Below are 14,498 nucleotides of genomic sequence, written 5' to 3'. Positions count from 1 at the left end.
ATGAGCAAGCACTGGTTGTCTTCCCGCGTGGCCGTGCCGGCGCTGCGCGTTGGCGTGACGCTCGCCGCGGTGGCCGCCGCGAGTTGGGCGGTGCTGCAGCTGTGGGACCACTACGAGCTGGCACCCTGGACCCGGGACGGGCGCGTGCGGGCCAATGTGGTGCAGATTGCACCAGATGTGTCCGGCTTGGTCACCGCGGTGCCGGTGCAGGACAACCAGGCGGTGAAAGCCGGCCAGCTGCTGTTCGACGTGGACCCGGTGCGCTACGAGCTGGCGCTGAAGCAGGCGCGCTCGGCGCTGGCCGCGCAACGCGTGGTGCTGGCCCAGGCCGGCCGCGAGGACCAGCGCAACACGGACCTGGGCCCGCTGATCTCGCAGGAGCAGCGCGAGCAGACCCGCATGCGCGTCGAGCAAGCCCAGGCCGCGGTGGCGCAGGCCGAGCTGGCCGTCGGCGCTGCGCAGCTGAACCTGGAACGCGCGGCAGTGCGCGCGCCGGTGGACGGGCTGGTGACCAACCTGGACCTGCGGGCCGGCGCCTATGCCTCGGCCGGCCATGCCGCGCTGGCGCTGGTGGACCAGCGTTCGCTGTACGTCGAAGGGTATTTCGAAGAGACGCAGCTGCCGCGCATCCACCTGGGCGACCGGGTGCGGGTGACGGCCATGGGCGGCGACCGCGCCTTGCCCGGCATGGTCGACAGCATTGCGGCCGGCATTGCCGACCACGACCGCTCGACCAGTGCCAACCTGCTGTCCAGCGTGAACCCCAGCTTCAACTGGGTGCGGCTGGCGCAGCGCATCCCCGTCAAGGTCAAGCTGGACCCGCTGCCAGCCGACGTGCGGCTGGTGGCAGGGCAGACCGTCACGGTGCAGGTGCTGGAAGCGGCACAGGCCCGCACGGCCAAGGCAGTCTCGACGGACTCGCGGAGCTGAATCGCATGCGTGCCTTGTCGATCCCCACGGCGCTTGCCGCCACGCTGCTGTGCGCCTGCAGCCACACGCCGGTCGGGCCGGACTACGTGCTGCCCGCGCAGTCCCTCGCCGCGCAGCCTGCGGCGGCGGCGCAGTTCAACCAGGCGGCCGAAAGCGCCGGTGCCTTGTTCACGATGGCGCCGCTGCCGCCGCACTGGTGGCGGCTGTACGACGATGCCCGGCTGGATGCGCTGGTGCAGCGCGCGCTGGTTCACAACACCGACTTGCGCCAGGCCACGGCCAACCTGGAAAAAGTGCAGGCGCAGGCCGACGAAGCGGGCGCAGCGCGCGGCGTGAGCGCGGCGCTGAGCGGCGGCCCGTCGTTCGGCCACGCCTCGGGCCTGTCGTACCTGCAGAAGGGCTACGTGCCGCCCAACCACTTCAGCGCGAGTGCGAGCGCGGCGCTGTCCTATCAGCTGGACCTGGTGGGCCAGCTGCAGCGCAGCGTCGAGGCTGCGGATGCCAACACCGGCGCGGCTGAGGCCGGGCAGGACTTGGCGCGCGTGAGCGTGGTGGGCGCGACCACGCGGGCCTATGCGCAGGCCTGCTCGGCTGGGCTGCGTTGGCAGTCGGCGCAGCGTTCGGTGCAGCTGCAGCGTGAGGCCCTGGCCGTGGCCGGCCAGCTGCAGCGCGCCGGCCGCGTCGGCATGCTGGACCTGAACCGCGCGAAGGCGCAGCTGGAACAGCTCAACGCTGCGATGCCGCCCTTGCAGGCCGAACGCCAGGCGGCGTTGCTGCGGCTGGCGACGCTGACCGGCGCGCTGCCGGGTGACTTGCCCGCCGGCGTGGCCGATTGCCAGACGCCGCCGCAAGTGACGCAGGCCTTGCCGGTGGGCGACGGCGCGGCCTTGCTGCGCCGCCGGCCCGACGTGCGCCAGGCCGAACGCGAGTTGGCTGCGGCCACCGCGCGCATTGGCGTGGCCACCGGCGAGCTGTACCCGCACATCACGCTGGGCCTGTCGGCCTCGTCGGTAGGTCCGGCACCGGACTTCGGCCGCAGCGATGCGCTGGCCTGGGGCCTGGGTCCGCTGATCTCGTGGACGGTACCGAACACCGGCGCGGTGCAGGCCCGCATCGCGCAGGCCGAGGCCGGCACGCGCGGCGCGCTGGCGAAGTTCGACGGCACGGTGCTGACCGCCCTGCGCGAAACCGAAACCGCGCTGAATGCCTATGCCCGCGAGCTGGAACGGCGCGCGGCCTTGACCGCTGCACGCGAGGCCGCGGCCAAGGTCGCGGAGCAGGCCGGCCAGCTCTACCGCGGCGGCAAGACCGGCTACCTCGACCTGCTGGACGCCGACCGTTCGCTGGCCAGTGCCGACGCCGCGCTGGCCGCATCCGAATCGCAGTTGGCCGACGACCAGGTGCAGCTGTTCATGGCCCTCGGCGGTGGCTGGGAGACTTTGCCAGCGTCCCCAGTGGCCAGCGTCAAGCCGTGACCGGCCGGCGGCTGCGCAGCCAGCGCCACACGCGCCAGCCGAGCAGGAAAAAGATGATCGCGGCGTAGACGGCAACTTCGGCGAAGTTGTGCTTGCCGGCGCGCAGCCAGAAGAAGTGCAGCAGGCCGCCGAGCGCAATCGCGTACATGGTCTTGTGCAGCGCCTGCCAGCGCTTGCCGCCCAGGCGCTTAATGGCCGCGTTGAACGAGGTCAGCGCCAGCGGCAACATCGCCAGCCACGCGGCAGTGCCCACCAGGATGAAGGGCCGCTTGGCCACGTCGTGCAGCAACGCCTGCAGGTCCAGGTTCTGGTCGAACCAGGCGTATGAAAGCCAGTGCAGCGTGCCGTAGAGAAAGGTCGCGACACCCAGGTTGCGGCGCCAGCGCACGATGCTGTTCAGGCCTGTCCATTGGCGCAGCGGGGTGATGGCCAGCGTGAGGCAGAGGAAACGCAGCGTCCAGTCACCCAGCCCACGGATCAACGCCTCGGTGGGGTTCGGCCCCAACTGGTTCTGGATGGCGCCCCACAGCAGCAGCCCGGCCGGCATGGCCAGCAACAGCCACAGCAGCGGCTTCACGACTGGGTGCAACAGCCAGCCGTTGAGCTGCGGAACCAGCCCCTTGGGCGGTGCCCTGCGTCCTGCCGCAGGCGAACTCGTCGAGACCGCCATCAAAAATTCTTCTTCAGGTCCATGCCGGCGTACAGCGACGCCACTTGCGACTCGTAGCCGTTGAACATCAGCGTGGCGCGCTTCTTCGCGAACAGCCCGTCTTCGCCGATGCGCCGCTCGGTGGCCTGGCTCCAGCGCGGGTGGTCGACCTGCGGATTGACGTTGGAATAGAAGCCGTATTCCGACGGCGCCGAGCCTTCCCAGCTGGTGGTGGGGGCCTTGTCCACGAAACGGATCTTGACGATGGACTTGGCGCTCTTGAAGCCGTATTTCCACGGCACGGCCAGGCGCAGCGGCGCGCCGTTCTGGTTCGGCAGCACTTCGCCGTAGAGGCCGAAGACCATCATCGCCAGTGGGTGCATCGCTTCGTCCATGCGCAGGGCTTCGACGTAAGGCCAGTCCAGCACGCCGGCGCGCAGGGCGGGCATTTGTTTCGGGTCTGCCAGGCTGGTGAATTCCACGAACTTGGCGCTGCCCAGCGGCTGGGCCTTCTTGATGATTTCCGAAAGCGAATAGCCAACCCACGGAATGACCATGGACCAGCCTTCGACGCAGCGCAGCCGGTAGACGCGCTCTTCCATTGGGGCCAGCTTCAGCAGCGCATCCAGGTCGAGTGTGAACGGTTTGGCGACCATGCCTTCGATGCTGACCGTCCATGGCCGCGGCTTCAGGCTGGCCGCGTTGCGGTTCGGGTCGGACTTGTCGGTGCCGAACTCGTAGAAGTTGTTGTAGGTGGTGACGTCGCCATAGGCCGTCAGCTTGTCGTTGACCAGCGCGCCTGCGACACCGCTGCGTGCACCGGGCAGCTTGGCCAGCTTGCCCGGCGGCGTGGCTGGCATGCCTTGCGCGAAGGCCTCGCGCTGCGCCCAGCTGGCCAGGCCCAGGCCGGCAGCCCCCACGGCCGTGCGCTGCAGCCACGCCCGGCGCGAGTGGTAGAGCTCGGGGGAGGTGATTTCCGAGGGCAGCGGATCGTGCGGGCCAGGGGTACGGATCAAGGGCATGGCGAACTTCCGGAAGCGAGTGCGAGGTCAACGTCAGTCGGGATGACTGCGCCAGACCTTACAGCTTTCGGATGGATTGCGCTGAGGGGCGGGTGGTTCCCCTCGACCAGGCATGACGACGCATCTGCGCCGGCGGGACAGCGCCGGGCCGCCCCAAGGTGGCCCGCCTACCCGCTCGGCGGGTGGCCTCGCGTAGCCGCGAGGCCGGGTGCCCCATGTCTAAAGCTCTCCGTACGAGTGCAGGCCGCTGAGGAACATGTTCACGCCGAGGAACGCAAAGGTCGTCACGACCAGGCCGCCCAGTGCCCACCAGGCAGAGCCGGCGCCGCGCAGGCCCTTCATCAGCCGCATGTGCAGCCAGGCGGCGTAGTTCAGCCAGACGATCAGGGCCCAGGTTTCCTTCGGGTCCCAGCTCCAGTAGCCGCCCCAGGCTTCGGCGGCCCAGAAGGCGCCCAGCACTGTTGCGATGGTGAAAAACGCGAAGCCGACCGCGATGGCCTTGTACATCAGGTCATCCATCAGCAGCACGCTGGGGGTGCGGGCATTGATGGGCTGGCGCAGCGCGACGATGATGGCGAAGAACAGGCCGGTGCCGCCGATCATGCGCGCGGCCTTGGCGGCGGCGCCGGCTGCGGCCGGGTCGCTGCCGCCTACCGCGTAGCCGGCGACCAGCACCAGCACCGCAGCCGGCAGCGCCACCAGGCCCAGCCACAGCGCCTTGGCGCTGGCTTCCTTCAGCAGGCAGGCCAATGCAACCATTGCGGCCAGCGAGAAGGTGCCGTAGCCGATGAAGTTGGCGGGCACGTGCAGCTTCATCCACCAGCTTTGCAGGGCAGGCACCAGCGGCTGGATTTCCTGCGCCTCGCGCGCCACCGTGTACCAGAGCAGGAAGCCGACCGCGGCGCTGACCACCAGCATCACGAAGGCGCCCAGCGCGCGCACCTTGTAGTGCGCCTCGAAGTACAGGTAGAAGAGGGTGGTCAGCCAGCAGAACAGCACGAAGACTTCGTACAGGTTGCTGACGGGGATGTGGCCGATGTCCGGCCCGATCTGGTGGCTCTCGAACCAGCGCACCATGGTGCCGGTCAGCGCCATGAACACCGCGGCCCAGGCCAGGCCGGAGCCGATGCGCTGGCCGACCGCGTTGCCGCCTTCGGCTTTGCCGAAGAAACCCAGCCAGTAGAACAGCGTGCTCATGAAGAACAGCACGCTCATCCACAGGATGGCGCTCTGGCTGGACAGGAAGTACTTCAGCCAGAACACCTGGTCGGCCGCGGCCAGGTCGGCGCCGAAGCCATCGGTGTGGCGGTTGTAGAGCGAGATGGCCAGCAGGCTGGCCAGGCCCACGGCCAGTGCCAGCGCGCGCAATGGGCGCCAGAACCAGCCGAGCGCGATCAGCGCGGGCGTGGCGCCGGCCAGGATGCCGCGTTCGTAGCCGTCCATCGAGGCACCGTAGCGCTGGAAGGCGTAGCCCGCACCGCCCAGCACCAGCAGCGCGTAGAGCCAGTCCAGCACGTTGCGGCCGGCGAACCAGCCGGGCTTGCCCATGGGCAGAGACGCCAGTGGCGTGGTGCCGGTCGTGGTGGTGTTCATGGCGTGTCTCCAGTGACAGCGGGTTCAGCGGCGGTGTCGCCGAGCAAGTCGTGGCGCAGTGCAGCGAATTCTGCATCCACGTCCAGTGTGCGCCTAGGCGTGGACAAGGCGATCAGCATGCGGCTGCCGGCCCGCGCGGTGTCGCCGGCGTGCAGCCAGATCCACACCCGGCGTTCGCGCACATAGAGCATGGCGAACACGCCGATGATCAGCAGAACGGCGCCGAGGTAGACGAGGGTCTTGCCAGGCGCACGGGCGACCTGGAACACGCTGGCCTGGCGCTGCTGGAAGTCCTGCAGCGCCAGCAGCACCGGGGCCGGGTAGAAGAAACTGTCGGACAGCGAGATCACGGCCTGGGTCATGAAGGCCTGCGCCGCGGCGTCGCCCGGCAGCGGCTTCAGGCCGGCCTGTTCGCGGGCAATGTCGTTGAGTTCGTACAGCGCGCTGTTGAGGATGCGCAGCAGCACGTCCGCCACGCGGGCGCGCTCGGGCTGCGGCACGCTGCCGTCGATGAACTGGCTCAGCGCGACGAGGCCGGCGCTGGGTTGGGCGTCGGGCGCTTCCTTCTTCGCTGCGGGTTCCACGCCGGCGAAGAGGGCCATGGCCCGCGCGCTGGTCACGCGCAGCTGTTCGATCATCTCGGGCTTGTCGGCTGGCGCGGCCTGCTTGGCGTAGCGGCTGGCGGCCTGGTCGCGCAGCGCCGGGTCGCCCAGTGCCTGGCGCAGGCGCAGCCAGCCGTCCAGGCTGCCTTGCTCGTCGACCGGCAGGCGCAGGTAGCGGAAGTTGTCGGCCGGTGTGTCGCGCACGCCGACGACGAACACGCGCTGGCCGTCCAGCTCGATCGGCACCATGTAGTTGTTGAACTCGCGCGCCTGGCCACTGGCGTCGCGCAGCTTGTAGCTGATGGACGGGCCGACGTTGTGCAACTGCTTGGCCTTGTCCATGCTGACGCCGCTGCCCAGGTGCCTGTTGAGCGTGCTGCCCAGGTCGACCTTGCGCACGTCGGTGCCGGCGCTTTCGGCCGCGCCGAGGTTTTCGACGTTGATGACGCGCAGGCCGGTGATCTCCAAGGTCAGCGGCGACTTGCCCTGCTGCAGCGGCACGCTGTCGCCCACGCGGGTGTTGATCTCGAAGGGCTGGCTGCCGGTCTGCAGCGGCAAGGCCTTGAGCTTCAGCGTCGAGCCGCCGTCTTCGAAGCTGCTCTGGTAGATGGCCACGCCGTGGTGGGTGACGGGTTCGTTGACCTTGACGGTGGCTTCAACGGGCGGGCTGCCGTCATGGTCGTGCAGCACGATCTGGCTGGCAAACAGCCGCGGCATGCCGGTCTCGTAATACTCGACGTTGAAGCGCTTGAGCTCGACGTCGAAGTCCAGGTCTTGCAGCACGATGCCGTCGGGCATCTGCAGGACGGCAGTGCCGCTGCGTGCACCCTCGGGCACCATCAGGTTGCCGCGGAAGGTGGGGTTGCCGGCTGGCAGACGGTGTTCAGGCGGCACGTCGCGGATCAACCCGCCGCCCGCGAAGGTGCTCTTGCCGGTCAGCGCCATCTGCGTCTTGACGATCAGGTCACCGTCAAACAGGCCGCCCAGGCAGATCAGCACGATGGCCGAGTGGGCCGACAGGTAGCCCAGCTTGTTGACCCTGCCCTTGCGCGCCGCGACCATGGTGCCGCCAGCGCGCACTTGCGCCCGGGCCTGCCAGCCATGCCGGGCCAGCACGGCCGAGGCATGGTCCAGCGCGGCCTGGCCCTGCAGCGCGATCTGGCCTTCGGCCCTGTGGTGAAAGGCCCGCAGCGACTGCTCGCGAACGCCTTCCTTGAAGCTGCGCAGGTCCGCCAGGATCTTCGGCGCGTTGCGTGCGATGCACAGGCTGGTGGAGGTGACGAGGAAGGCCAGGATCAGCAGGAACCAGGGTGCGCTGTACACCGTGAACAGGCTGAAGTGACCGAACAGCTCGGCCCAGAAGGGGCCGAACTTGTTGACATAGTCCGGCAGCGATTCGCCCTGCTTGACCACGGTGCCGATGACCGAGGCGATGCAGATCACGCACAGCAGCGTGATGGCAAAGCGCATCGAGGCCAGCAGCGCCAGTGCTTCGCGTCGCAGGGGGGCGAAGCGGCGGTTGGCAGCGTCGGAAGAGGGGGCGGTGGCGCTCATCGGGGAAGGTGCTGCGAAAGGGGTCTGGCTCGCCGAAGCGCAAAGGGCCGGTCATGGACCGGCCCAGGCGATGGGATCAATGCAAGCCTGCGCCGAGGGCGTGCTTGCGTGTCAGGACCACGCTCAGCGCAGGCCGGCGATGTAGTCTGACACGGCCTTGATTTCCCTGTCGCTCATGCGAGAGGCCACGCCGGCCATCGGCACGCTGTTGGGCCGCGCGCTGCTGCGGAAGTTGTTCATCTGGGTCTCGACATAGTCGGCATGCTGGCCGGCCAGGCGGGGGTATTGAGCCGGGATGCCGGCGCCGTTCGGGCTGTGGCAGCCAGCGCAGGCGGGCACGTTCTTCTCGGCAATGCCGCCGCGGTAGATTTTCTGGCCCAGTTGCACCGTGTCGGGGTTCTTCGCAGCACCCGGTTTGGCGGATTTGCCGGCGTAGAAGGCGGCCACGTTGCGCATGTCGGCCTCGCTCAAGGGGGCCGCCATGCCGCTCATCACCGCGCTGGGGCGCTTGCCAGACTTGAATTCGGTCAGCTGCTTGTAAAGGTAGTCAGCGTGCTGGCCCTGCAGGATGGGGTTGGCGGGGCTGCCGCGCGAACCGTCTGCCGTGTGGCAGGCGGCGCAAACCGTGCTGGAGATTTCCGAGCCTCGCGCCAAGTCGATCTTGGCTGGTGCCGCGCTGGCCTCAGCAGCGAACGCAGGGGCCGCGAGCAAGGCGGCGAGCACGACGGAGCTGGCGACGGCGACAGAAGTCTTCATCGGAAAGGGCCTCGGGTTTGGGTTGTCTCGGATTTTGATTCTTCGTGCGGGTCCGGGCATGACGCCCGGCAACAAAACCAATGAATCTTACAATGCTCCATGACTGCTTCCCTCCGCAAAGACGCGAAGCCGCCCAGTGCCGAAGCGCTCGCTGCACTGGCATGGGCCCACAGCGCCCGCTTCCTGACCACCGCCAGCCAGCTTGACCAGCTGCCGCAGGGCGACTTGGGCGAAATCGCCTTCGTCGGCCGCAGCAATGCCGGCAAGTCGACCTCGATCAACGCATTGGCACAGCGACGGCAACTGGCCTTCGCGTCCAAAACCCCCGGCCGTACCCAGCACATCAACCTGTTTGCGCTCGGCCCCAAGGACGAACCCGACGCCTACCTGGCCGACTTGCCGGGCTACGGCTACGCAACGGTGAACAGGCAAGCCAAGGTCCGCTGGCAGCGGGTGATGGCCGACTACCTGGAGGTGCGGCGCAACCTGACCGGCGTGGTGTTGCTGGTCGACAGCCGGCTTGGGCTGACGCCGCTGGACGAACGGTTGCTGAATTTCATCTCGCCGCGTGTCGTCAACGGTGCGGTCAAGCTGCTGGTGGTCCTGACCAAGGCCGACAAGCTCAACCGCAAGGAGCAGCAGGCGTCGCTGGCCAAGGTACAGGACGCGCTGGCCTCGGTCGTGACCGACGCGTCGGACGTCGGCATCCTGCTGTTCTCGGCGCCCAAGCACATCGGCCTGCACGACTTGGCCGAGACGCTGCACGGCTGGATGCATCCGGCGGGCGATGCGGATGCCGCTGAAACCGCTGACGCATCCCCTCCCGCGGATGGGTCGGCTGCGGAACCCGCAGCCGAACTCGTACCACCGTCCGACGAAGCCTGAGCGTACTCAAGGCCGGCCGACGAACAGCACCAGGCCGGCCTCGCCGCGGGGGGCCCAGGTGAGGCCCAGGTACATTGGCCCCAGGCCAGTATCTGCACCCAGGTAGAGGCTGCCGCCCTGGCGCAGGCCGCCTTTGCGCATTTCGCGCGCGTCCAGCCAGGCGTTGCCGGTTTCCAGCGATGCGCCGACGAAAAAACCACGCGCGAACACCGGCGTTTCGGCCAGCCGCATGTACCAGCCCACGCGGCCCAGCAGCACCACGTTGCCGGTCAGTTGCCCGACCTGGTAGCCCGAGAGCTGCTGGAAGCCGCCCAGCGAATAGCGGCCGACAGGTGACAGCCGGTCCTCGTTGGAGCCTCGCGCCATCAGGTGCAGGTTCACTGTCTGGTTGCCCCAGCTGCCGGCGGCGGTGGCCTGGGTTTCCAGGCGCAGCAGGTTGCGCGTGCCGTCGTCGTGCCGCTTGCCGACAAAGGCCTCGGCCTCGCCGCGGTAGCCGCGCTGCGGGAAGTTGGCGAAGTCCAGCTGGTCCATCACCACCCGCAGCCGCAGGCCGGCTTCCTGCCAGGCCTCGGGCGTGTAGAGCGTTTCGGCGAGGTCGTTGCGCAGCAGCAGCTGGTTGCGGCCGGCGCGGTAGTCCAGCCCGAAGCGCAACTCGCCCAGGCTGCCCCAGGGCTGGCCCAGGTCCAGCCCGGCGCGTGCCACCGAACGCTGCACTTCGCCGATCTTTTCGCCGCCGTTGTTTTCGAACAGCGAAAGGTTGCGGCGCTCGGCGCTGGCCGAGGCGGCGACGAACCAGTCGTTCGACAGGCCGAGGGTCCATTTCAGCGGGTGGTACAGCTCGGTGGACACCTGAGGAACCTGGCCGATCTGCAGGCGGTTGCGCCATTCGGTGCCGTTGTCCGTCAACCAGTGGCGGTTGTGGCTGACCTTGATGTTGAAGGCGCTGCGGCCGTCGAAATCGGTCGACAGGTCCAGGCCGATGTTCAGGTAGTTGGGGCCCCAGGGCTTGTCTTCGAGGTCGAACACCAGGCCATCGCCTTGTGCGTCGCTGTGCACCAGCCGGTAGTCGGCTCGCACATAGTCGCCGCTGGCGGCCAGGTACTGGGTGTCGGCCTCGGCCTTTTGCGGGTCGAAGGTCTCACCTTTGCGCGATTGAAGCTGTGGTTCCAGGCGCTGCGGGTTGGTGGCCGTGGTGCCTTCGAACGCGACGAACTGCAGCCTGCTGGGCGGCTGGGCCGCCGGGCTGCGGTGTTCGCGCCAGTCGGCATATTGTTCGGCCGGCAGGGCGAGCGCGCGCAGCGGTTCGGCCAGGGCTTCGGTGGCACCATCGCCGAGTGTGATCAGTGCCTTGGCGCTGTCGAAGTCGCCCGAGCTCAGCTTGCCCAGGTCCGGCGCGATCAGCAGGTCCTGCTTGCCCAGCGTGGCCAGGCTGCGGCGCACGTTCTGCTCGGTCAGGATGTTGATCATCTGCGCCGTCAGGCCGATGGCCGAGTTCAGCGTTTCGCGGCCGGCCAGCGGCGTGCCGATGTTGACGGCGATCACCACGTCCACGCCCATGGCCCGGATCACATCCACCGGCAGGTTGTTGACCAGGCCGCCATCGCCCAGCACGCGGCCGTCCACCTCGCTGGGCGGGAACAGGCCGGGCACGCTCATGCTGGCGCGCAAGGCCATTGCGAGGTCGCCCTGGTCCAGGATGACCAGCGCGCCGGTTTCCATGTCGGTGGCGACCGCGCGGAACGGGATCGGCAGCTGGTCGAAGTCGTGCACCGCGCGCACTGGCAAAGTGTAGCGGCGCAGCAGGGTTTCAAGGCCGCGGCTGGAGACGGCGCCTTGCGGCGCGCGGAATTCGCCGTCGCGGTAGCCCAGTTCGATGGCCGTCGAGAGGTCGAAGTCCTCTTCCTTGCGGCGCTGCGAGAGCTGCTGGCGGCCCACGCGCTGCGCGAACAGCCGGCTCCAGTTGACCTTCTTGAACTCGGCCTCGATGGTGTCGGCCGGCATGCCGCTGGCGTACAGCCCGCCGACCACCGCGCCCATCGAGGTGCCGGCAATCGCATCGATGGGCACGTGCGCGCGCTCCAGCGCCTTCAGCACGCCAACATGCGCCAGCCCACGCGCGCCACCGCCTGACAGCACCAGGCCGATGCGCAACCGTGGGGTGGCGGCGGGGGGCTGGGCTTCGGCGAGGGCGGCGGACGAAGCGCCAAGTTCACCCGTCAGGCACAACAACACGGACAACAGCGCACGCTTCATGCGGCGGATTGTGGCGTGGCGCGCCGCGGGTCCAGGCACTGCAAGCTGCAGCGACGCAACAAAAAAGGCCACCCGAAGGTGGCCTTTGCGCGCTTGCTTGAGCGGGTGCCCGGGCAGGACAGCTTACATGTCCATGCCCATGCCGCCCATGCCACCCATGCCGCCGCCGGGCATCGAAGGCGCGTCGTCCTTCGGAGCTTCGGCGACCATGCATTCGGTGGTCAGCATCAGCGAAGCGACCGACGCGGCGTTCTGCAGCGCGGTGCGGGTCACCTTGGTCGGGTCCAGGATGCCCATTTCGATCATGTCGCCGTAGGTGTCGTTCGCGGCATTGAAGCCGTGATTGCCACTGCCAGCCAGCACGGCGTTGATCACCACGCTGGGTTCGCCGCCGGCGTTCGACACGATTTCGCGCAGCGGGGCTTCGATCGCCTTCAGGATCAGCTTGATGCCGGCGTCCTGGTCAGGGTTGTCACCCTTGATGGTGCCAGCCGTCTGGCGAGCACGCAGCAGGGCCACGCCGCCACCGGCGACGATGCCTTCTTCAACGGCGGCACGGGTAGCGTGCAGCGCGTCTTCCACGCGGGCCTTCTTTTCCTTCATCTCGACTTCGGTGGCAGCACCGACCTTGATGACGGCAACACCGCCGGCCAGCTTGGCCACGCGCTCTTGCAGCTTTTCACGGTCGTAGTCGCTCGAAGCTTCTTCGATCTGCACGCGCACTTGCTTGACACGGGCTTCGATGTCGGCAGCGGCACCGGCGCCATCGATGATGATGGTGTTTTCCTTGCCCACTTCGACGCGCTTGGCCTGGCCCAGGTCGGCCAGCGTGACCTTCTCGAGCGACAGGCCGACTTCTTCGGCGATGACCTTGCCACCGGTCAGGATGGCGATGTCTTCCAGCATGGCCTTGCGACGGTCGCCAAAGCCCGGGGCCTTGACGGCAACGACCTTCAGGATGCCGCGGATGGTGTTGACCACCAGGGTCGCCAGCGCTTCGCCATCGACTTCTTCAGCGATGATCAGCAGCGGACGGCCAGCCTTGGCCACTTGCTCCAGCACCGGCAGCAGGTCACGGATGTTGCTGATCTTCTTGTCGAACAGCAGGATGAAGGGGTTGTCCAACAGCGCCGATTGCTTCTCGGGGTTGTTGATGAAGTAAGGCGACAGGTAGCCGCGGTCGAACTGCATGCCTTCGACGACTTCGAGCTCCGACTCCAGCGACTTGCCGTCTTCGACGGTGATGACGCCTTCCTTGCCGACCTTGTCCATGGCATCAGCAATGATCTTGCCGATGGTTTCGTCGCTGTTGGCCGAGATGGAGCCGACTTGCGCGATTTCCTTGGAGGTGGTCGTGGCCTTCGAGGCCTTCTTCAGCTGCTCGACCAGGGCTGTGACAGCCTTGTCGATACCGCGCTTCAGGTCCATCGGGTTCATGCCGGCGGCCACGTACTTCATGCCTTCGCGGACGATGGCTTGAGCGAGCACGGTGGCGGTGGTGGTGCCGTCGCCAGCGATGTCAGAGGTCTTGGAAGCGACTTCCTTGACCATCTGAGCGCCCATGTTCTGGAGCTTGTCCTTGAGTTCGATTTCCTTGGCCACGGACACACCGTCCTTGGTCACGGTGGGGGCGCCGAAAGAGCGCTCGAGCACCACATTGCGACCCTTGGGGCCCAGGGTCACCTTGACTGCATTAGCCAGGATGTTCACGCCTTCGACCATGCGGGCACGTGCCTCGCCGCCAAAGATGACGTCTTTTGCTGCCATGTCTTATCTCCGATTCAATATTGGGGTTGATTACTTTTGTCTTCGGCCGGGCTTTTCGCCCTTAACTTCGCGACGCGAAGTTAGCCTTCGACGAAAGTAAATCGTCGTTCTGTCGATTTACTTTTCGACAACGGCGAAGAGGTCTTCTTCGCGCATCACCAGCAGCTCGTCGCCGTCGACCTTGACGGTCTGGCCGCTGTACTTGCCGAACAGGACGCGGTCGCCGACCTTGATGTTCAGGGCGATGAAGTCACCCTTTTCGCTGCGCTTGCCGGGGCCGACGGCAAGCACTTCGCCTTGGTCAGGCTTTTCGGCGGCGTTGTCGGGGATCACGATGCCGGAGGCAGTCTTGGTTTCTTGTTCCAGGCGCTTGACGATCACGCGATCGTGCAACGGACGAAGTTTCATAGCATCTCCTTGATGGCTCAGAAAGCGATCTTCTGGGTTGGAATGAGCGACGTGGTGCTCATCGACTTTGCAGACGGCTGGGCCTTGCCTCAACCGTTAGCACTCAATGGGGTCGAGTGCTAGCAAATGGAATTATAGGGGCCGAAGCCCGGGTTTCAAGAGCCCGACTGATCGCGTGGGATCAAATCGTTGCCTTCGGCGTCCGCGTCGTCCGACGGGGTCGGGCGGGCTTCCAACCTGTAGCTCTCGCTGGCCCAGGCGCCGAAGTCAACGTTCTTGCAGCGCTCGCTGCAAAACGGTCGGAAGGGATTGTCGAGAGCGTGGACGCTCTCGCCACCGCAGGTCGGGCAGGTGACGATCCTCCGCATGGGGCGGGCCGGCGACTGCTCGGGACTCATGAGCACAAGGTCAGTTCAAAGCTGGTGTCCACGCCAGCCGGTTTGAGGCGACCTTCGGCGTCCTGGCGCATCAGGCGCACCATCACCATGAGGCGATGACCGCTGATTTCGGGAATCAATTGCGCTGCGGGGTCGATTCGCAAGCGCAGCAGATGAAAGATGCGGCCAGCGGGCAAGCTTTGTTGGAACTGCCCGCCCTGCGTAAC

13 protein-coding genes are annotated in these 14,498 nt (G+C 67.3%); 3 read left to right on the top strand and 10 right to left on the bottom strand.

Annotated features, from left to right (window positions below; genetic code table 11):
* Complete coding sequence (locus ACAH41_RS04360) at positions 1 to 930, top strand: efflux RND transporter periplasmic adaptor subunit (protein WP_325652855.1); 930 nt, start codon at positions 1 to 3, stop codon at positions 928 to 930.
* A 5-nt stretch (positions 931 to 935) separates the two neighbouring features.
* Positions 936 to 2,405, top strand: coding sequence for a TolC family protein (locus tag ACAH41_RS04355; RefSeq protein WP_325652857.1), 1,470 nt, complete (start codon positions 936 to 938; stop codon positions 2,403 to 2,405).
* On the opposite strand, the gene ACAH41_RS04350 is transcribed toward ACAH41_RS04355, so the two are convergent.
* The 5 genes from ACAH41_RS04350 to ACAH41_RS04330 all read right to left on the bottom strand — a co-directional run bounded on the left by ACAH41_RS04350 (position 2,395) and on the right by ACAH41_RS04330 (position 8,581).
* Entirely contained in the window at positions 2,395 to 3,075 is a 681-nt protein-coding gene (locus ACAH41_RS04350; RefSeq protein ID WP_370538199.1) for a sulfite oxidase heme-binding subunit YedZ, read from the bottom strand. The two genes, ACAH41_RS04355 and ACAH41_RS04350, sit on opposite strands and share 11 nt — an antisense overlap.
* Positions 3,075 to 4,076, bottom strand: coding sequence for a protein-methionine-sulfoxide reductase catalytic subunit MsrP (gene msrP / locus ACAH41_RS04345; RefSeq protein WP_325652860.1), 1,002 nt, complete (start codon positions 4,074 to 4,076; stop codon positions 3,075 to 3,077). The genes ACAH41_RS04350 and msrP overlap by 1 nt, the downstream gene beginning before the upstream one ends.
* A gap of 219 nt (positions 4,077 to 4,295) precedes the next feature.
* A complete protein-coding gene (gene ccsB, locus ACAH41_RS04340; protein WP_325652862.1) occupies positions 4,296 to 5,669 on the bottom strand; it encodes a c-type cytochrome biogenesis protein CcsB in 1,374 nt (457 codons plus the stop codon).
* Complete coding sequence (locus ACAH41_RS04335; RefSeq protein WP_370538198.1) at positions 5,666 to 7,825, bottom strand: cytochrome c biogenesis protein ResB; 2,160 nt, start codon at positions 7,823 to 7,825, stop codon at positions 5,666 to 5,668. Before ACAH41_RS04335 ends, ccsB begins: the two co-directional genes overlap by 4 nt.
* Positions 7,826 to 7,948: 123 nt before the next feature.
* Positions 7,949 to 8,581, bottom strand: a complete 633-nt coding sequence (locus tag ACAH41_RS04330; RefSeq protein WP_325652864.1) for a c-type cytochrome — start codon at positions 8,579 to 8,581, stop codon at positions 7,949 to 7,951.
* A 99-nt stretch (positions 8,582 to 8,680) separates the two neighbouring features.
* Between ACAH41_RS04330 and yihA the strand changes: the two genes are divergently transcribed.
* Positions 8,681 to 9,466 (top strand): ribosome biogenesis GTP-binding protein YihA/YsxC, encoded by a 786-nt coding sequence (yihA, locus tag ACAH41_RS04325; RefSeq protein WP_325652866.1) that lies wholly within the window; start codon positions 8,681 to 8,683, stop codon positions 9,464 to 9,466.
* 6 nt (positions 9,467 to 9,472) lie between these two features.
* On the opposite strand, the gene ACAH41_RS04320 is transcribed toward yihA, so the two are convergent.
* From ACAH41_RS04320 to zapD, 5 genes are all read right to left on the bottom strand, one after another.
* Positions 9,473 to 11,719 (bottom strand): patatin-like phospholipase family protein, encoded by a 2,247-nt coding sequence (locus tag ACAH41_RS04320; protein ID WP_325652868.1) that lies wholly within the window; start codon positions 11,717 to 11,719, stop codon positions 9,473 to 9,475.
* 123 nt (positions 11,720 to 11,842) lie between these two features.
* Complete coding sequence (groL, locus tag ACAH41_RS04315; protein WP_370538197.1) at positions 11,843 to 13,486, bottom strand: chaperonin GroEL; 1,644 nt, start codon at positions 13,484 to 13,486, stop codon at positions 11,843 to 11,845.
* 117 nt (positions 13,487 to 13,603) lie between these two features.
* The gene (groES, locus tag ACAH41_RS04310; protein WP_047493456.1) at positions 13,604 to 13,894 is read right to left on the bottom strand and encodes a co-chaperone GroES; all 291 of its coding nucleotides are present in this window, start codon (positions 13,892 to 13,894) and stop codon (positions 13,604 to 13,606) included.
* Positions 13,895 to 14,049: 155 nt separating this feature from the next.
* Entirely contained in the window at positions 14,050 to 14,292 is a 243-nt protein-coding gene (locus ACAH41_RS04305; protein WP_370538196.1) for a DNA gyrase inhibitor YacG, read from the bottom strand.
* A partial coding sequence (gene zapD, locus ACAH41_RS04300) for a cell division protein ZapD (RefSeq protein WP_370538195.1) occupies positions 14,289 to 14,498 on the bottom strand: 210 nt, incomplete at its 5' end. The genes zapD and ACAH41_RS04305, both read right to left, overlap by 4 nt.

The sequence above is a fragment of the Ideonella sp. genome (genome assembly GCF_041287625.1).
GTDB lineage: Bacteria > Pseudomonadota > Gammaproteobacteria > Burkholderiales > Burkholderiaceae_C > Ideonella.
Note: the sequence above shows the minus strand (reverse complement) of the source record. Positions and strands in the feature narration are given on the sequence as shown.

What these genes read in the sequence shown, in the direction of transcription:
- groL (WP_370538197.1), bottom strand. Translation starts at nt 13,486, where the DNA reads ATGGCAGCAAAAGACGTCATCTTTGGCGGCGAGGCACGTGCCCGCATG.
- ACAH41_RS04320 (WP_325652868.1), bottom strand. Translation starts at nt 11,719, where the DNA reads ATGAAGCGTGCGCTGTTGTCCGTGTTGTTGTGCCTGACGGGTGAACTT.
- ACAH41_RS04350 (WP_370538199.1), bottom strand. Translation starts at nt 3,075, where the DNA reads ATGGCGGTCTCGACGAGTTCGCCTGCGGCAGGACGCAGGGCACCGCCC.
- ACAH41_RS04305 (WP_370538196.1), bottom strand. Translation starts at nt 14,292, where the DNA reads ATGAGTCCCGAGCAGTCGCCGGCCCGCCCCATGCGGAGGATCGTCACC.
- ACAH41_RS04355 (WP_325652857.1), top strand. Translation starts at nt 936, where the DNA reads ATGCGTGCCTTGTCGATCCCCACGGCGCTTGCCGCCACGCTGCTGTGC.
- ACAH41_RS04335 (WP_370538198.1), bottom strand. Translation starts at nt 7,825, where the DNA reads ATGAGCGCCACCGCCCCCTCTTCCGACGCTGCCAACCGCCGCTTCGCC.
- ccsB (WP_325652862.1), bottom strand. Translation starts at nt 5,669, where the DNA reads ATGAACACCACCACGACCGGCACCACGCCACTGGCGTCTCTGCCCATG.
- msrP (WP_325652860.1), bottom strand. Translation starts at nt 4,076, where the DNA reads ATGCCCTTGATCCGTACCCCTGGCCCGCACGATCCGCTGCCCTCGGAA.
- ACAH41_RS04330 (WP_325652864.1), bottom strand. Translation starts at nt 8,581, where the DNA reads ATGAAGACTTCTGTCGCCGTCGCCAGCTCCGTCGTGCTCGCCGCCTTG.
- yihA (WP_325652866.1), top strand. Translation starts at nt 8,681, where the DNA reads ATGACTGCTTCCCTCCGCAAAGACGCGAAGCCGCCCAGTGCCGAAGCG.
- ACAH41_RS04360 (WP_325652855.1), top strand. Translation starts at nt 1, where the DNA reads ATGAGCAAGCACTGGTTGTCTTCCCGCGTGGCCGTGCCGGCGCTGCGC.
- groES (WP_047493456.1), bottom strand. Translation starts at nt 13,894, where the DNA reads ATGAAACTTCGTCCGTTGCACGATCGCGTGATCGTCAAGCGCCTGGAA.